Source organism: Bacteroides sp. QWL-09, from assembly GCF_058683585.1.
Genome location: NZ_CM178748.1, coordinates 987328 through 1002735 on the forward strand (window position 1 = coordinate 987328; position 15408 = coordinate 1002735).

The 15408-nt window shown below is 39.2% G+C and carries 9 protein-coding genes, 2 tRNA genes, 1 pseudogene and 1 riboswitch; of the genes and pseudogenes, 6 read left to right on the forward strand and 6 right to left on the reverse strand.

All coding sequences use genetic code 11. The features are described from left to right. Positions 1–28: 28 nt before the first annotated feature. Entirely contained in the window at positions 29–1357 is a 1329-nt protein-coding gene (nhaA, locus tag AC4PG5_RS03890) for a Na+/H+ antiporter NhaA (RefSeq protein WP_492030150.1), read from the forward strand. Positions 1358–1479: 122 nt separating this feature from the next. Here the strand turns inward: nhaA and AC4PG5_RS03895 are convergent, their stop codons facing one another. Genes AC4PG5_RS03895 through AC4PG5_RS03905 form a run of 3 tightly spaced genes read right to left on the reverse strand, consistent with a single transcriptional unit; the run spans position 1480 to position 4639 of the window. Continuing rightward, positions 1480–3492, reverse strand: coding sequence for an alpha amylase C-terminal domain-containing protein (locus AC4PG5_RS03895; protein ID WP_492030151.1), 2013 nt, complete (start codon positions 3490–3492; stop codon positions 1480–1482). Positions 3493–3509: 17 nt separating this feature from the next. Then, entirely contained in the window at positions 3510–3956 is a 447-nt protein-coding gene (locus tag AC4PG5_RS03900) for a NanQ anomerase/TabA/YiaL family protein (RefSeq protein WP_492030152.1), read from the reverse strand. A 17-nt stretch (positions 3957–3973) separates the two neighbouring features. Further along, on the reverse strand, positions 3974–4639 hold the full coding sequence (locus AC4PG5_RS03905; protein ID WP_492030153.1) for a DUF2461 domain-containing protein: 666 nt from the start codon (positions 4637–4639) through the stop codon (positions 3974–3976). Positions 4640–5006: 367 nt separating this feature from the next. Continuing rightward, positions 5007–5207, forward strand: a riboswitch (cobalamin riboswitch). Between the two features lie 297 nt (positions 5208–5504). Between AC4PG5_RS03905 and AC4PG5_RS03910 the strand changes: the two genes are divergently transcribed. Both AC4PG5_RS03910 and AC4PG5_RS03915 read left to right on the forward strand, forming a co-directional pair. Continuing rightward, positions 5505–7193, forward strand: coding sequence for a putative transporter (locus AC4PG5_RS03910; protein WP_492030154.1), 1689 nt, complete (start codon positions 5505–5507; stop codon positions 7191–7193). 339 nt (positions 7194–7532) lie between these two features. Beyond that, positions 7533–8285: pseudogene (locus AC4PG5_RS03915) on the forward strand (IS30 family transposase); the annotation flags it as partial. Between the two features lie 115 nt (positions 8286–8400). On the opposite strand, the gene AC4PG5_RS03920 reads toward AC4PG5_RS03915, so the two are convergent. Both AC4PG5_RS03920 and AC4PG5_RS03925 read right to left on the reverse strand, forming a co-directional pair. Further along, entirely contained in the window at positions 8401–10731 is a 2331-nt protein-coding gene (locus AC4PG5_RS03920; protein WP_492030155.1) for a phospholipase D-like domain-containing protein, read from the reverse strand. 154 nt (positions 10732–10885) lie between these two features. Beyond that, on the reverse strand, positions 10886–12406 hold the full coding sequence (locus AC4PG5_RS03925; RefSeq protein ID WP_492030156.1) for a hypothetical protein: 1521 nt from the start codon (positions 12404–12406) through the stop codon (positions 10886–10888). 124 nt (positions 12407–12530) lie between these two features. Here AC4PG5_RS03925 and AC4PG5_RS03930 point away from each other — a divergent pair, with 124 nt between their 5' ends. Beyond that, positions 12531–13262: an IS5 family transposase gene (locus AC4PG5_RS03930; RefSeq protein WP_492030157.1), complete on the forward strand. Its 732-nt coding sequence runs from the start codon at positions 12531–12533 to the stop codon at positions 13260–13262. Between the two features lie 342 nt (positions 13263–13604). On the opposite strand, the gene AC4PG5_RS03935 is transcribed toward AC4PG5_RS03930, so the two are convergent. Continuing rightward, positions 13605–13677: transfer RNA gene (locus AC4PG5_RS03935), tRNA-Lys, on the reverse strand. A gap of 276 nt (positions 13678–13953) precedes the next feature. On the opposite strand from AC4PG5_RS03935, the gene AC4PG5_RS03940 reads away from it, so the two are divergent. Beyond that, entirely contained in the window at positions 13954–14754 is an 801-nt protein-coding gene (locus AC4PG5_RS03940) for an MBL fold metallo-hydrolase (protein ID WP_492030158.1), read from the forward strand. Between the two features lie 80 nt (positions 14755–14834). After that, positions 14835–14907: transfer RNA gene (locus AC4PG5_RS03945), tRNA-Lys, on the forward strand. Positions 14908–15408 lie beyond the last annotated feature (501 nt).

Consider the following 15408-nt stretch of genomic DNA (forward strand, 5'->3'; position numbering starts at 1 on the left):
TTAAACTATTAAAAAACACATATAAGAAATGTTACTAGGTCTAATGAAACGATTCTCGAATGAAAGTTTAGCATCGAGTATCCTACTGTTTATAGCAGCAATAGGAGCTGCTATTATAGCAAATTCGTCTATTGCGCCTGAATATCAGGAGTTCCTGTCTCATGAACTGCATCTACGAATTGGTGATTTTAATCTACTATCGCACAATGGGAAGAACCTGACCATGATTGAGTTTATCAACGATGGGCTTATGAGTATCTTCTTCCTATCTGTTGGCTTAGAGATTAAAAGAGAGTTGCTTGTCGGCGAGTTATCCTCATTCCGAAAAGCGATATTACCGTTCATAGCTGCTTGTGGTGGAATGATCATTCCAGTGCTCATCTATTCGTTCATCTGTCCTCCGGGAACCACAATGGGACAAGGTTTAGCTATTCCAATGGCTACAGACATTGCTTTTTCATTAGGCGTCTTAAGTTTATTAGGCAGTCGAGTACCTTTAAGTTTAAAGGTATTCCTAGTTGCATTCGCTGTTGTTGACGATATTGGTGGCATTCTAGTGATTGCCTTATATTATACGTCGCACGTATCTTGGGGCTATCTATTAGTTGCAGCCGTACTTTATGTATTCCTCTATTTCATAGGCAAACATGGAGCTACAGCAAAACTATATTATCTGATTGTCGGAGTGATCATCTGGTATCTGTTCTTACAATCCGGTATTCACAGTACCATTTCCGGAGTGCTTTTAGCCTTAGTTATTCCGGCTAAACCTCAGCTCAACGTCACCAAGTATGTAGAGTATATCCGAACGGTGATCTCGACCTTCCCGGAACTTGATGCTAAGAAGGAAAATATCGTATTAAACAATCAGCAAATCGCCAAACTAAAAGCTGTAGAATCGGCATCCGACCGCGTGATCAGTCCCCTTCAATCGTTGGAAGACAACCTACACGGTGCAGTCAACTTCATCATCCTGCCACTCTTCGCTTTTGTAAACGCCGGAGTGATGTTCAACGGCGATGCCGATCTAATAGGAGAGGTGAGTATTGGAGTAGCTTTAGGTCTACTCTTAGGAAAGTTCATTGGAATCTATTCCTTCACTTGGTTAACGATAAAGAGTGGCATTACTCAAATGCCAATGGGAATGAACTGGAAGAACATTGCCGGAGTAGCCTTACTTGGAGGTATTGGATTTACCGTTTCACTCTTCGTGGCTAATCTCTCGTTTGGAACGACTCATCCGATCTTGTTGAATCAAGCTAAGTTTGGAGTAATATCGGGCACCATTCTTTCCGGAATTATCGGATACGCCGTATTGAATTGGGTACTCCCAAAAACAGCAAAAGCCAAAGGCTGATCGATCCATATTAACGAAAATAAAGAGAGTCCCTTGAACGAAGAAATTCAAGGGACTCTTTATTTATTCAGTCAGCTGGTTTAAAGCGACAGCATTTAAAATGCCAATCCGTTTCTTTAAAACTATTTCTTTTTTCGTAGAACGACAGCCGATCTTGACGGGATGTATAACTTCAACCATTCCTTCTTCTCCTTCTTATATAGAGGATCGATGAGCGTAAAATGAGTTAAAGAATCGTCGGAGAATCCATAACCACCAAAAGCCTTACTATCCGTGTTCAGCACAACCTCATAAGCGCCCGGAGCAACCAGAAGTCCATAATCAGCAAACGACTGCTTAGGATTAAAGTTAAACACAAAAATCAAATCCTTGCGTTGATAAGCCAAGATCTGATCTTGATCGTTATGCCAAATCTCACGAATCTCACTGTTCTGGAAATTCTTTATACTCTTCACCACCTTAAGCATCTCCACATCAAAATCGCCCATGTAATGATACGTCAGGTTCTGATTATCGACCAAGTCCCATTGGCGTCGAGCATATTGGCAAGACCAGCCATTACCTTCACGCGGAAAGTCAATCCATTCAGGATGGCCAAACTCATTACCCATGAAGTTTAGATATCCGCCATTAATGGTCGACACCGTCAGCAAACGAATCATCTTATGCAAAGCAATACCGCGATTCACCATATAAGTCTCGTCACCGATCTGCATATGCCAATACATATCCGCATCGATCAATCGGAATATAATTGTTTTATCGCCCACCAAAGCCTGATCATGACTCTCGACATAAGAGATCGTCTTCTCATCCTTTCGGCGATTAGTCACCTCCCAGAATAGGCTAGAAGGTTTCCATTCTTCATCCACCTTTTCCTTGATGGTTTTAATCCAATAATCCGGAATATTCATAGCCATGCGATAATCGAAGCCATAACCACCATCCGCCACAGGAACAGCCAATCCCGGCATACCGGAAACCTCCTCAGCAATAGTGATAGCCAAAGGATTCATCTCATGAATGAGCTGATTAGCCAAAGTCAGATAGCAAATGGCATTATCATCTTGGTGTCCGTTATAATAGTCACCATAATTGCAGAAATCTTCCCCTAAGCCATGACTATAATACAGCATTGAAGTCACGCCATCGAAGCGAAAGCCATCAAAGCGGAACTCTTCCAACCAATATTTACAGTTAGACAATAAGAAATGGAGCACCTCATTTTTACCATAGTCAAAGCAAAGCGAATCCCAAGCCGGATGTTCGCGTCGTTCATTCGGATAGAAGTATTGATTCGGATCACCGGCAAAATTACCTAAGCCCTCCATTTCATTCTTCACCGCATGAGAATGCACAATATCCATGATGACAGAGATACCTAATCGGTGCGCTTCATCAATCAACGCCTTCAGCTCATCCGGCGTTCCAAAACGAGACGAAGGCGCAAAGAAGCTGGATACATGATAACCGAAACTCCCATAATAAGGATGCTCTTGTATAGCCATAACCTGTATACAATTATAGCCGTCCTTCGCAATTCTTGGAAGAACTTTTTCACGAAACTCATTATAAGTTCCCACCTTTTCTTCCTGTTGAGCCATACCGACATGGCATTCATAAATCAACAGCGGAGAAGTTTGCGGTTTATATTTCTTCGTTTTAAAAACATACGGTTCGGTTGGTGCCCAAACCTGAGCAGAAAAGATCGCAGTCGACGAATCTTGAACCACACGAGTGGCCCAAGCCGGTATTCGATCGCCGCACCCGCCGTGCCAATAAACCTTCAGTTTATACAAATCACCATGAGCCAGAACCTCCAACGGAATCAAGACCTGCCAATTGCCATGACCGATACTTTTCAATTCATATTCTGCTCTCTCTTCCCAGTGATTGAATGTCCCAACCAGAAAAATTCGAGTAGCATTTGGTGCCCATTCCCGAAAGATCCAGCCTTCGGACGTACGATGCAACCCATAAAACAAATGACCGGAAGCAAAGTCACTTAAAGTCTGTTCATCATTACGGGTCAACTCCGCTTTTTTCTCCCGTACATGATCATATCTGCCCATGATGGCTTTGCTATAAGGCTCCAGCCAAGGATCATTCTGAATAAGTTTAAGTGTCTTTTCCATATAACCTTTTAATTTATTTATGCTCTGACTTTCACAACCACCTTCTTTATCTCTTTAGGAGTAATGCCTGGAGCATGGCCATCTTCCGGGAAGAAGATGGCAAACATTCCGGGATGAAGAGTGATATAAGTCTGCGCCTCACCTTCAAAAAAGGTAATATCCTTCTCAGCATTATAAGGTGCGTCTGCCGGAGAGCAATCCTTAGACGGCGTATATCCGATGATCTCAGATCCGGATAACGGAAGTTGAATATCGATAAACTGATGATGAGTCTCTAATCTGGCCGCTTCCCGGTTCTTAATTCCGGTGGTCGCAATATTAACCATTAGGCGATCTTTCTCTAACTCGATCTTGCCCAAATCCATAGTTTCTAAGTCGTGTGATTCAAGAAAAGCCCTAGCTACTGAAAATAAAGGATGCAAAGATTCATATTGCTTAAGGTTTTCTAATTTGTCTACTATCATATTCTTTATAAAATTAATTATTCAAAATCATCAATGGTATAATTCATAAAATCTCCAAAGCGCTTAAACTGAACAAAAACCTCCGCTATACGGTCGAGCACATCAGGTTGAAGGAAAAACGAATCCGGGACATAATAGCACGGCGTATATTCCCTGAACTTCAGATAATCAACCTGTTTAAAGTTACGATCAAATCCCTTAGGAGCTGTTTTCAATGGATTTTCTCCAACGACAGGGAAAAACTTCTTAAAAGCGTCGTCTTCCACAATAGATACAAACTCATCTATATTATGATAGATCGACTCCCTTACAGCCTTAAGGATATTAGGCGGTAAACATAAGCTTCCCCCGGCCAGCATTGACTTTCCTGGTTCCAAATGGATATAATAACCGAAGTGATGTGATTTCTTACCCATCGAGTTTATATATCCCCCCATATGCGTCTTATAAGGAGTTTTATCTGCAGAAAAGCGGGTATCTCTGTAAATCCGATAGGTACATTCCTTAGGAGAAAGCCCCTTCACTGTTTCATCAAACAGAGATATTCGAGAAATAGATTTCTCTAAAAAAACATCAAACTCATTGCGTACGCGATCATATTCAGCTCTATTTACATTAAACCAATCCCGATTATTGTTTGCCGAGAGCTGATTTAAAAAATCAAAAATAACAGGTATATTCATACTGAACGATTTTGGATATTCTTACACAAACGTACACATTTTATTTCAAACATACTAGCAAATAAGGCAAAACCCATAAAAGAGACTGTCTCAAAACAAAAAACATTTTTGTTTTGAGACAGTTACCTAAATACATTTATCAAAAATAGAACAGACTCTTCTATTCTTTAATGTACTACCACTTTCACAAGCGAAATACATCCCATTAAATTAATCTTATATCTAATACTATGAAAAACACAATATCTTAACACGTCATCCCATTATTTTGTTTACTGAAGTCGTCTAAAAAAACGTTATTTTTTAAAATAGTAGCAAAACATTCCAATCTAAAGACCCAATCATGATGGTAATATCTAATTTTTGGTTTATCTTTGCAGAGAATTGGTTTTGAAAAGTATTACTACTATTCAAATTAAAAGGGAATTAGGTGAGAATCCTGAACAGTCCCGCTGCTGTGAAGCTCTATAAGAAACATTCTGAAAATAACTTTTACCACTGACCATTAAGGTTGGGAAGGTTCAGAATGGGAGCTAGTCAGAAGACCTGCCATTCATTATAGTCTATTTTTACTCGTGGGTTAGAGAAATAGAATACTAAATTAAGCATTTATATTTTAAACGTTTATTTTAAAAGCCTGGATTATTGCATTGTCGTGCTATAATATGTAGCCGCATATGCTATAACGTTAATGCCATGCTAACCTTTTACATTTATAAAAAAAACAAACACACGAAACGCGACATGACTAGATTTTCTAAAATGCGGTAATATACCGTTGTAGTATGTTTAATGTGTATATCCCTGTAGAAGTGATTCTACGGGGATATTTTACCCAAAAACAAACATTATAAATATTTATATCATGGACTTTTTAACACATCTATTTCAAGGATATCCCGATTTATGGGGTGGGGGCGTTGCCCATTCAGTACTTATCCTTTCGCTGGTGATTACTTTCGGAATCATGCTAGGGAAAATCAAGATTGGAGGCATATCCTTAGGTATCACTTGGATTTTATTCGTCGGAATAGTATTCGGTCACTACCACCTCAACCTCGACGAGCATTTGCTCCATTTCCTCAAAGAGTTTGGACTGATTCTATTTGTCTATTCCATCGGATTACAAGTCGGCCCGGGCTTCTTCTCAGCTTTTAAGAAAGGCGGCCTTACGCTTAACTTACTGGCCATCATCGTTGTCTTTCTAGGAGTCGGCACCACCATTGCTTTACACTACATCACAGGTATTCCTATCACCACCATGGTGGGCATACTCTCGGGTGCAGTAACCAACACGCCAGGGTTAGGAGCCGCACAGCAAGCCAATAGTGACTTGACCGGCATTGATGCACCGGAGATTGCCTTAGGATACGCCGTCGCTTATCCGTTGGGAGTTGTCGGTATTATATGTACTCTCCTTGCGTTAAAGTACATCTTACGCATAAAGACGAAAGAAGAAGAGGGTGAGGCCATTAAAGGAGGAGGACACCTCCAAGAGCTCACCGTGCGTCGAATCTCGTTAGAAATACGAAACGAAGCATTAGAAGGCAAAACCGTAAAAGAAGTTCGCCCTTTGATCAATCACGATTTTGTGATCTCTCGCATCCGTCATAAAGGCGACGTTCACGAACAAGAGCTAGTGAACTCCGAGACCGTACTACACCTATCGGATGAGATCTTAATCATTTGTACGCCGATCGATATCGCAGCAATTACGCTCTTCTTCGGAAAGCAGATCAATGTAAAATGGGATGAGTCGAACAAGCAATTGATCTCACGACGAATTCTGATCACCAAACCGGAGCTAAACGGCAAAACACTTTCACAGCTAAATATTAGAAACAATTTTGGAGCAAGCGTCACTCGAGTAAACCGATCGGGAGTTGACTTGGTCGCAACCTCGCAACTCCAACTACAAATGGGCGACCGCGTTACCATTGTGGGAGAAGAACTAGCCGTCAGCCATGCCGAGAAGATTCTTGGTAACTCGTTGAAACGATTGAACCATCCAAACCTTATTCCAATCTTCTTAGGTATCGCCTTAGGTTGTATTTTAGGTAGCATCCCTTTCGTATTCCCAGGCATACCACAACCAGTGAAACTAGGATTGGCAGGTGGTCCGCTAATCGTATCTATTCTTATTAGCCGTTTCGGCCCTCAGCATAAGCTCATCACTTATACCACGATGAGTGCGAACCTAATGCTTCGCGAGATCGGTATATCCATCTTCTTAGCTTGTGTCGGTTTAGGTGCGGGAGAAGGCTTTGTAAATACCATTATCTATAACGGAGGATATGTTTGGATTGGCTATGGAGTCATTATCACCATCGTTCCTTTACTTATAGCCGGTTTAATCGGCCGATACGTCTTCAAACTGAACTATTACACCCTTATTGGAGTCTTGGCGGGTTCGTCAACCAATCCACCGGCATTGGCTTACTCTAGCGATTTAACCTCGTGCGATGCTCCTGCAGTAGGCTACGCAACGGTTTATCCTTTGACCATGTTCTTAAGGGTACTAACCGCACAACTACTAATCTTATCGTTCAGCTAAATGTGGGATATAAATAGGGATTAGTTGAATAGAAAAACAATCGAGTCGGAGAAAATTAAAGTAGTTTTCTCCGACTTTTGTTTTCGACCTCCCACACCATCAAGCATATGGATCCGCACTTGGCGGTTCCTATTATGGATACCATTTGAGATAGTAATGTATATCCTACCCTACGTAACTTGTCGTTAGACATTGCAGATGTAAGTAGACGGCTAAGCGCCACACGCCAATAACCAAGTCGAGTGTTTCCCATTGATATACCTGCCAATCAAGGACACCACATTTCTTTAGTCTTTTCCACTTGAATACCCAGATAGTTGTGATTTGCTCTCATTTTACAGGACTCGTGTTGACGAGCGTCTAAAGAAAGACTATAGCCCTGAACAGATGTCAGGACGCATGAAGCCGGAAGGTTTAGAATGCGTCTCTCACGAAACTATCTATCTTTACGTTTAGAGCGACAAAAAGCAAGGTGGAGAACTTTACAAACATCTACGAAGACGTGGCAGGCATTACACCAAGCGTGGCTCTAAGACGAATGGACGTAGGCTTATCAAGAACCCCGTTGATATTGACTAGAGACCATCCATCGTAGACGAAAAGATTAGATTTGGTGATCTAGAGATTGATACAGTTATCGGAAAGAATCATAAGGGAGCATTGCTCACAATCAATGATAGAACAACAAGTTTGGTGTGGATACGTTTACTCAGTGGGAAAGAAGCCGCCCCACTGACGGAAGCTGCCATAAAAGCACTCTTGCCTATCAAGGACATAATACACACGATAACGGCTGATAACGGAAAAGAATTCAGTTTTCACGAAGAGATTGCAGATAATTTGGATATTTCCATTTACTTTGCAAAGCCATACCATTCTTGGGAGAGAGGAGCCAACAAGAACAAAAATGGCCTCATAAGGCAATACTTCCCAAAAGGTACAGACTTCGGAGATATAACTCATGAACAAGTGGTGCAGGTTCAAAATATCTTAAACTCAAGAACGAGAAAGAGATTAGGTTATATGACTCCAAAAGAGAAATTTAAAGAATTAACTAATATGGATTACAAGGAGATTGCATTATCCGCTTGAATTCAGCTGCCATATTTAATACAATAATCGATATTTTACAGCGCAAATATAAAATTTATCTGTGCAATCTATCTTCACAAGACAATAAGAATCACCAAAAAGATAGATATTTTCTTTATAAATCCTTGTAACCCTTATATCTTGTGGCATTTGATGTGAGTTTATCATCAAACCATGAGCCATGGTATTCATAGCTCAAATTGCCAGGACTAGGCTTAATATTATCAACTAACAAGAATCCATAGCCTTTTCTGTATAAATAAACTACATCATCATAACGGCTAAATTCTCTTACAGGTACATCTTCTTCGAGATACGTTTTTGCTATAAGTAAGATTCTCTCAACTGTCTTTTGAAGAATATTTTTAATATCAAGTTTAGAAAGCTGATCTTCATATAATGGTATAATCAAATGCAGCTCTTCCATATCTTTCCAAAGATCTAGACAGTTCAGAACAACAGGAGGAAGGGATACGTCTTTTTTACCGAAATCAAAGAAGCTAAGGGCAGAAAATAGATCTACAGAGGCATCTTTCACCAGTTCTCTGATTTTCCTGCTAATATTGCTGTTGTCATCAGGTACAGAGTTGGCATACAGAGAGAAGAACAGACCAGCACAATTAACTAGCAGTTCTCTTATTTCTGTTCGTTTGATTACGTTACTTCCATATTTGTTCATCAATACTATAACAGCTCTCGATGCGATAGCAATGGAAGAACTTGCATTCAGCCCTGGCACAGCAATCAACTTTGGTCTGTTTACAGCCTTGTTGACTTCACCATGAATACTTGTATCTGTAGTCATATTCAAAAGATACTGTTGCATCTTCTTTAAGAAATTCACAATGTCTAATCTCATTTTATTAGCATCGTCAGCTGCAGAACTTGCTTCTATCTTCTGGTGATCATAGTTTGGATTCTCTTTGTCATCATCATTACCATTTTCATCCTTGTCAATTTCAAGCAAGTCATCATCACTCTTTTCTGTATCGTCCTTCTTGAAAAGAATCTGTTGTAAATAAGCAAGAATACCTACTCCCGAATGCATGCTTATGCTCAAAGAACTATCTTTCAGTTCATTAAAACGGTCTTGGGCAACAACAATATCTTCTTTGTCTTTTGATGATGATGATCTTGTAGCAAGTCTTGCTGACTTGGTTTTCTTTTCATTCTCATCAAATTCAACGTAGCCCAAAATATGAGTGAGATTTTGTAGTAAACTGTTATCATCAAGCAGACTTGATAGCCTCCTACGCTTGGGATCAGGATTACAACTCTCAACACACAACTCCTTAATTATCAAACAACTATTAGACAATCTTGTTTCATTATCCATCAATACAGCAATATGGCTTTTCGATAACAGGGATTCATCCATAAAGAGTTCAACTGTATTGTCTGATACAATCTCTTCTTTATAGATAATCTCTTGTTCCTTATCCAGTATGATGGCAAAGCCCTTAATACCATTATGAGAAAAATGCAGATATAATTTCCCGGCTTTTTCCTCACAAGCCTTGAGCGTGGTTGTAATAGTTGAAGGCTCGGATGGATTCTGCTTTGGTCGCTCAATGGATTTACGGTCATCCTCATTTAGCGGATTATATTGTATTCCAAGTTCAGCGACATAGCTTTTTCTTTCTAAGCTGTGCAGCAAAACACACATCTCATCGTTATATACTGTGCTGCTCAATCCTAATGCCATATTTCCAGCATTAGCACTACCAGACAAAAGCCATGTTCCATTGCTAGAGTGAAACTCAATAATTTTAGCATGTAATGGGTTAGGGGCAGAGTGTTTGAAGAACGCTATGTCAGTATTTGATTTAAGCAGCTCATAAGGAGCACTTTGTCTGTCCAAATCAAGAACGCAATTCATCCGAGCTGGATTAAATCGTTTCTTCAATTCGGTCAGTGCATTACCTTCTGCATCATAGAAAGGTGCAATGACTGTTATCTCTTCAATAACAGAATTTCCTATAGCTTCAATAACTTGGTCAAAAATTCTACTTGTAGCACTGTTATACATAATAGAACATTGCTCACCAGATTCAAGTGTAATCACATCTTCATAGTTACTATCTTGTAACCATAGACTTTGTTCTGGGATCCAACCAAGTTGCTTATTAACGAGAGAAGGAGAGTCATTTAACTCTTCTTTTATGTAATTCCATGCCTTCAATAATAAAGGGTAATGAACAGATTCGTTTCCAACAACATGAAAGGCATTCCACACCTCCTCATTGTTGGATAAACCGCTGAAAGTTAGGTTTCCACTTCCTATAACCAAGACACCTTCTTCTTCTCCAAACAAAAGTGTAATCTTAGAATGGAAAACTCCATGATGTAGATTCTCCTGTCTAACCAAAGTATAGTTGAACGGTGACACTCTGTGGCATACATACGAAGCATCAGCAAGCATATTATCATACATACCTGCATCCATTAGAACTATTACATTTGTGACTCCTAAGGATCGTAATGAAGGGAGGTAAACTGACTCAAAGAATATTGAATCAAAGTTGTAACAAGTCAAGATCGCCGAATGATAAACATTGGACTTTGTCCTTTCGTTCAATAGCTTTATAATGTTCTTACGTTCAATCATTTTCAAGATTCTTTAGAAGTTCAAGACCTTTATCTGTGACTTTGTACCCATCAATAAGTCCTAAATCGGTCACATAGTTTCTGAGAGTATCAATACGTGGGGAACTATGCGTTGCCTCATAAGTTGATAAGCCTCTGACATATCCATTTTCAATAGTAAGTTTTTGAGTAGGTATGCCATTCTGACTAAACTTACGCATAGATTCCGAATAGTGCTTGTATATGACGTCCTCAGTGATGTATTGCTTAACATACGTTTCCATCGTGTTCTCCAGATGTTTTTCCAATGCATCAAAAGCGTCCAGAGCATCATTACTGACACTTCTGAAAAATGTACGTACGATTGTTTTGCAATCTCGGTAATTGGGGTTGCGTTTGTAATCATCCAAAATGATGTAGAATGCGTGAGCCATCGGATCTTGTGGAGCATTTGTTGATTCCCAATTTGTCAACACCTCATTGACCGTCATATTTTTTACGTTCAAAGAGTCACAAACTTCTTCTGATAGTTGTGAGGTAAATTCGTTGATGTTTTCCCATTGTCCAGGCTTAGTGCTATTCTTCAGCCTATTCAAAACGGCATCAAAGATATTCAATGCCTCAAATTGTCTGCTATCATTTAGATAATAGGCATACCAGCCTACAGCTGCAGTACTTTTATCAGTGCCATTGCTGTATCGACCATAAACGTATCTAGCAAATTCAAGTTCAGAGAATCCTCTAACATGCATGTCTTTTAGAAAACTGAGCAATAAACGAAGTGTATTCTTCCTTAATTGACTTTCTTGTTCTGATGATGGACGGTCGTTTTGCAAAAGCAAACTGAGCAATAGGCGACTTTCATTATTCTCAGGAAGATTGTGCGACTGGAAATATGGCTCCATCTCAGCCAATTGCTTACGGGTTACGACTCCTTCTCTGGCACAGTTCTCGAAAGTATGCATCATATCTTCTCCTATGGTCTCAGAAAAAGCATCAGCTAACTCTTCACCAAAGATGTAATCATCTGTCTTAGGTGTCACGTTATACAAATTAGTGTTGTCGATAAGAGGGAGTATGATACCCATTTCTTGAAGTGACGCTGCATAGTATGTGCCGAATGCACCAAGTGTGCCTTTCCAATATCCACCAGATGGTTTGCCTCCTGGCATCGCATCCTCATTAAACTTGATAACTTCACCGTCTCTGCCAATAATCTCCAAAGCACGAGTGATGCCAGGAACTCCACCATTGTTATTACTTTGGGCATGAATCAATGCCATAAGCAACTCTGATAGACGAAGGTGTCTGCGTAGGTCTGCTAAATTGGCTTGAGAACGCTGTGCATAGAATCTTTTTAATAGCCAGCAATAAAAGCTGTAATATCTGATACGCAAAGTCACAACGTTAAGACCAGGCAATAGCGTGGTAAACAGTTGTTCTGATGCTGTTCGTATTCCAAGCGGATTTAGACCAACGCTGAGAGTTTTATTATCGCCCATGAAGGGAGCATAGAAATTATTGTCTTTCAACATAGCATATTGAGAAACTGTTTAAAAATGAATTAAAATAATTGCTACGTAAGCATGTATTATATTGAATATCAGTTTATTGATTGAGTTATTGTTCTTAACTTTATGTTTAGCAACACATTAAGTTATGGAACAACATCCAACCAACGTCACTAATAAACAGTGGAAATTTATAGAAAAAATAGTGAATACACAAAAGAGAAGACGAAAATATTCTATTCGTGGTATTTTTGATGCCATCCTCTACTTGCTAAAAACAGGTTGCCAATGGCGTATGCTTCCTTCTAATTTTGCGCCTTGGCAGAGCGTATACTACTATTTCAGCAAATGGAAGAATGAAAGTATAATAGAGGAATTGCTAAGCGTTATTCATTCTAATGTACACAAAAAATTAGGAAAAGCCGAAAGCCCGAGTTTAGGAGTTATTGACTCGAGAAGCGTTAAGACTTATCATCATGTTGATTCCGATAGAGGTATTGATGGTCACAAAAAGATAAAAGGGAGAGAACAGCATGTAATTGTGTATACTCTTGGACTTCCAATGGCAGTAGCTGTTCATGAAGCAAACATTCATGATAGCAAGGGCGCTCTGCAAGTTATTGACAAACTCGCATTCAAATTTCCCCCTTTAATCAGAATACTCGCCGACGGAGGATACAGAGGGACTCTCGCTGATTGGATATTGGATAAATTTGGATGGGAATTAGAGATTGTTTTACGACCTAATGAGTGTCCATCCAAATTTCAAGTTCTACCCAAACATTGGATTGTAGAAAGAAGCTTTGCATGGCTTGAGAATTTCAGAAGGCTTACCATTGACTACGAGTACTATGCAGAAACAGCTGTTACTTTACCATGATACAATTGGCCTTCTGTAAAATCATGCTTAATAAATATTTTGATTGATTTTTAAACAGTTTCTCAGCGTTTTTCGGAAAAATTGAATTAACAGACAGACGAATGCTTTTACAAAATCTTTTAATGCCAAAATTAAAGCCTTTAGAGCACAATTCAGGAGAGTAAAAGGCATCCCATTCTTTTTATTCAGATTATGTAAACTCTGTGATTGATTATTTAAAATACCCACACAGGGCTTTCGGACTGACCCTATAATTACTAGAAGACGCGATGCATTGGAGATATAGAACAAAATAAAAAGTTCCGAAAACCAATGATTTTCGGAACTTTCATTTTAAACTTGTACACCCTCAGGGATTCGAACCCTGGACCCACTGATTAAGAGTCAGTTGCTCTACCAACTGAGCTAAGAGTGCTTATTGTCTCAATTGCGAGTGCAAAATTAAAGCTTTATTTTTAAACACCAAACCTGTTTGGAGTTTTTTTTAAGAAAATTTTCGCTAAAAGCTCTATCTATTTGTAAATCAATATGAAGTCGCAACAGAATAAAAAAGTTTTTTCTTGCTCCTCAGAGAAAATAGGATCAATACCGACAAAAAGGCAAGCAAATAATCTTTTTACGACCTTTTTGAGTATCTTTGCACCTGCTTAACAGAAGTAAAATTTAGAAATTTACTTGAAACCAACATATAATGAAAGTCAAGTTTATGAGTTTAGCCAGTGGTAGTAGTGGTAACTGCTATTATCTAGGCACTGAAAGCTATGGAATATTAATAGACGCCGGCATAAGTATACGCACCATAAAGAAGAAGCTAAAAGAGATCAATGTTGATCTAGAACAAATCAAAGCCGTTTTTGTAACCCACGATCATGCCGATCATATCAAAGGGGTGGGGCACTTAGGTGAGAAGCATAATATTCCAATCTACAGCACGACATTGATTCATCAAGGCATCAATAAAAGCTACTGCATGACCGAGAAGCTTCACACGTCTGCGCAATATCTCGAAAAAGAAGAGCCTCTGTCTATTTATGATTTTCGAATCACTTCGTTCGAGATTCCGCATGATGCAACGGATAACGTTGGATATTATGTGGAAATAGGGGACAAGAGATTTGCTTTCTTGACCGACCTTGGCGAGATAACACCAACTGCTGCTAAATATATTCTTCAGAGCAATTACTTGATCATTGAAGCTAACTATGACAATGAAATGCTAAAGATGGGCCCTTATCCAAAGTATTTAAAAGAGCGAATCAGCAGCAACACCGGTCATATGAGCAATTTGGACACCGCCATATTTCTTGCGGACAACATGACTGAGCACTTACAATATATCTGGTTATGCCACCTGAGTAAGGATAATAACCATCCTGAATTAGCTTATAAAACTGTGGAATTGAAGTTAAAAGAAAAGGGCTACATCATCGGTAAAGATTTGAATTTATTTACATTAAAACGAACGCTTTCGTCGGATGTTTACGAGTTTTAAAAAAAAGCTCAAAAAAGTTTATTTATTCTTTGGCTAAGTAAAATGAAAAGTTTACCTTTGCAGAGCAATTGAGAAAACAAGCACTCTTAGCTCAGTTGGTAGAGCAACTGACTCTTAATCAGTGGGTCCAGGGTTCGAATCCCTGAGGGTGTACTTTTACTATAAACCGTATATTTTTTTTATTTAAAAATATACGGTTTTTTTATGTCTCCACATTTTTAAAGAAAGAAAAATACATACAACATAAAAGGCGGACAACAGTTTTAGAAGTACTTTCATTCCTCCTATAAGTTTCTTTTTGCTTAACGATCTGCAACACCTTTACTCAATCAGTATAACGCATTAATTTTCAGAAACTAAAAGGGGGACAGATAGATGCGAGATTTACACGTTTCAAGGCATACCATCAAAGATCAGCCCCATTATGATAAGCCATTGTTCCAATCAATTGAAAATAGACCTTAGTCATCAATCAAGAGCACATAAACAGTCAACCGTTTTAGGGTTTAACCTCTAAAGTTGTCTACCATTTTAGGAGTTAAGGAAAAGAAGAGTCAACTTTTTCAGTATTTAAGCGTAAATCCACAGCGACCAAGAAGATCCGCAAAGCGCCTATAAATCGCAGCCTTGCGTCATATTTTGAGTTTCATACGG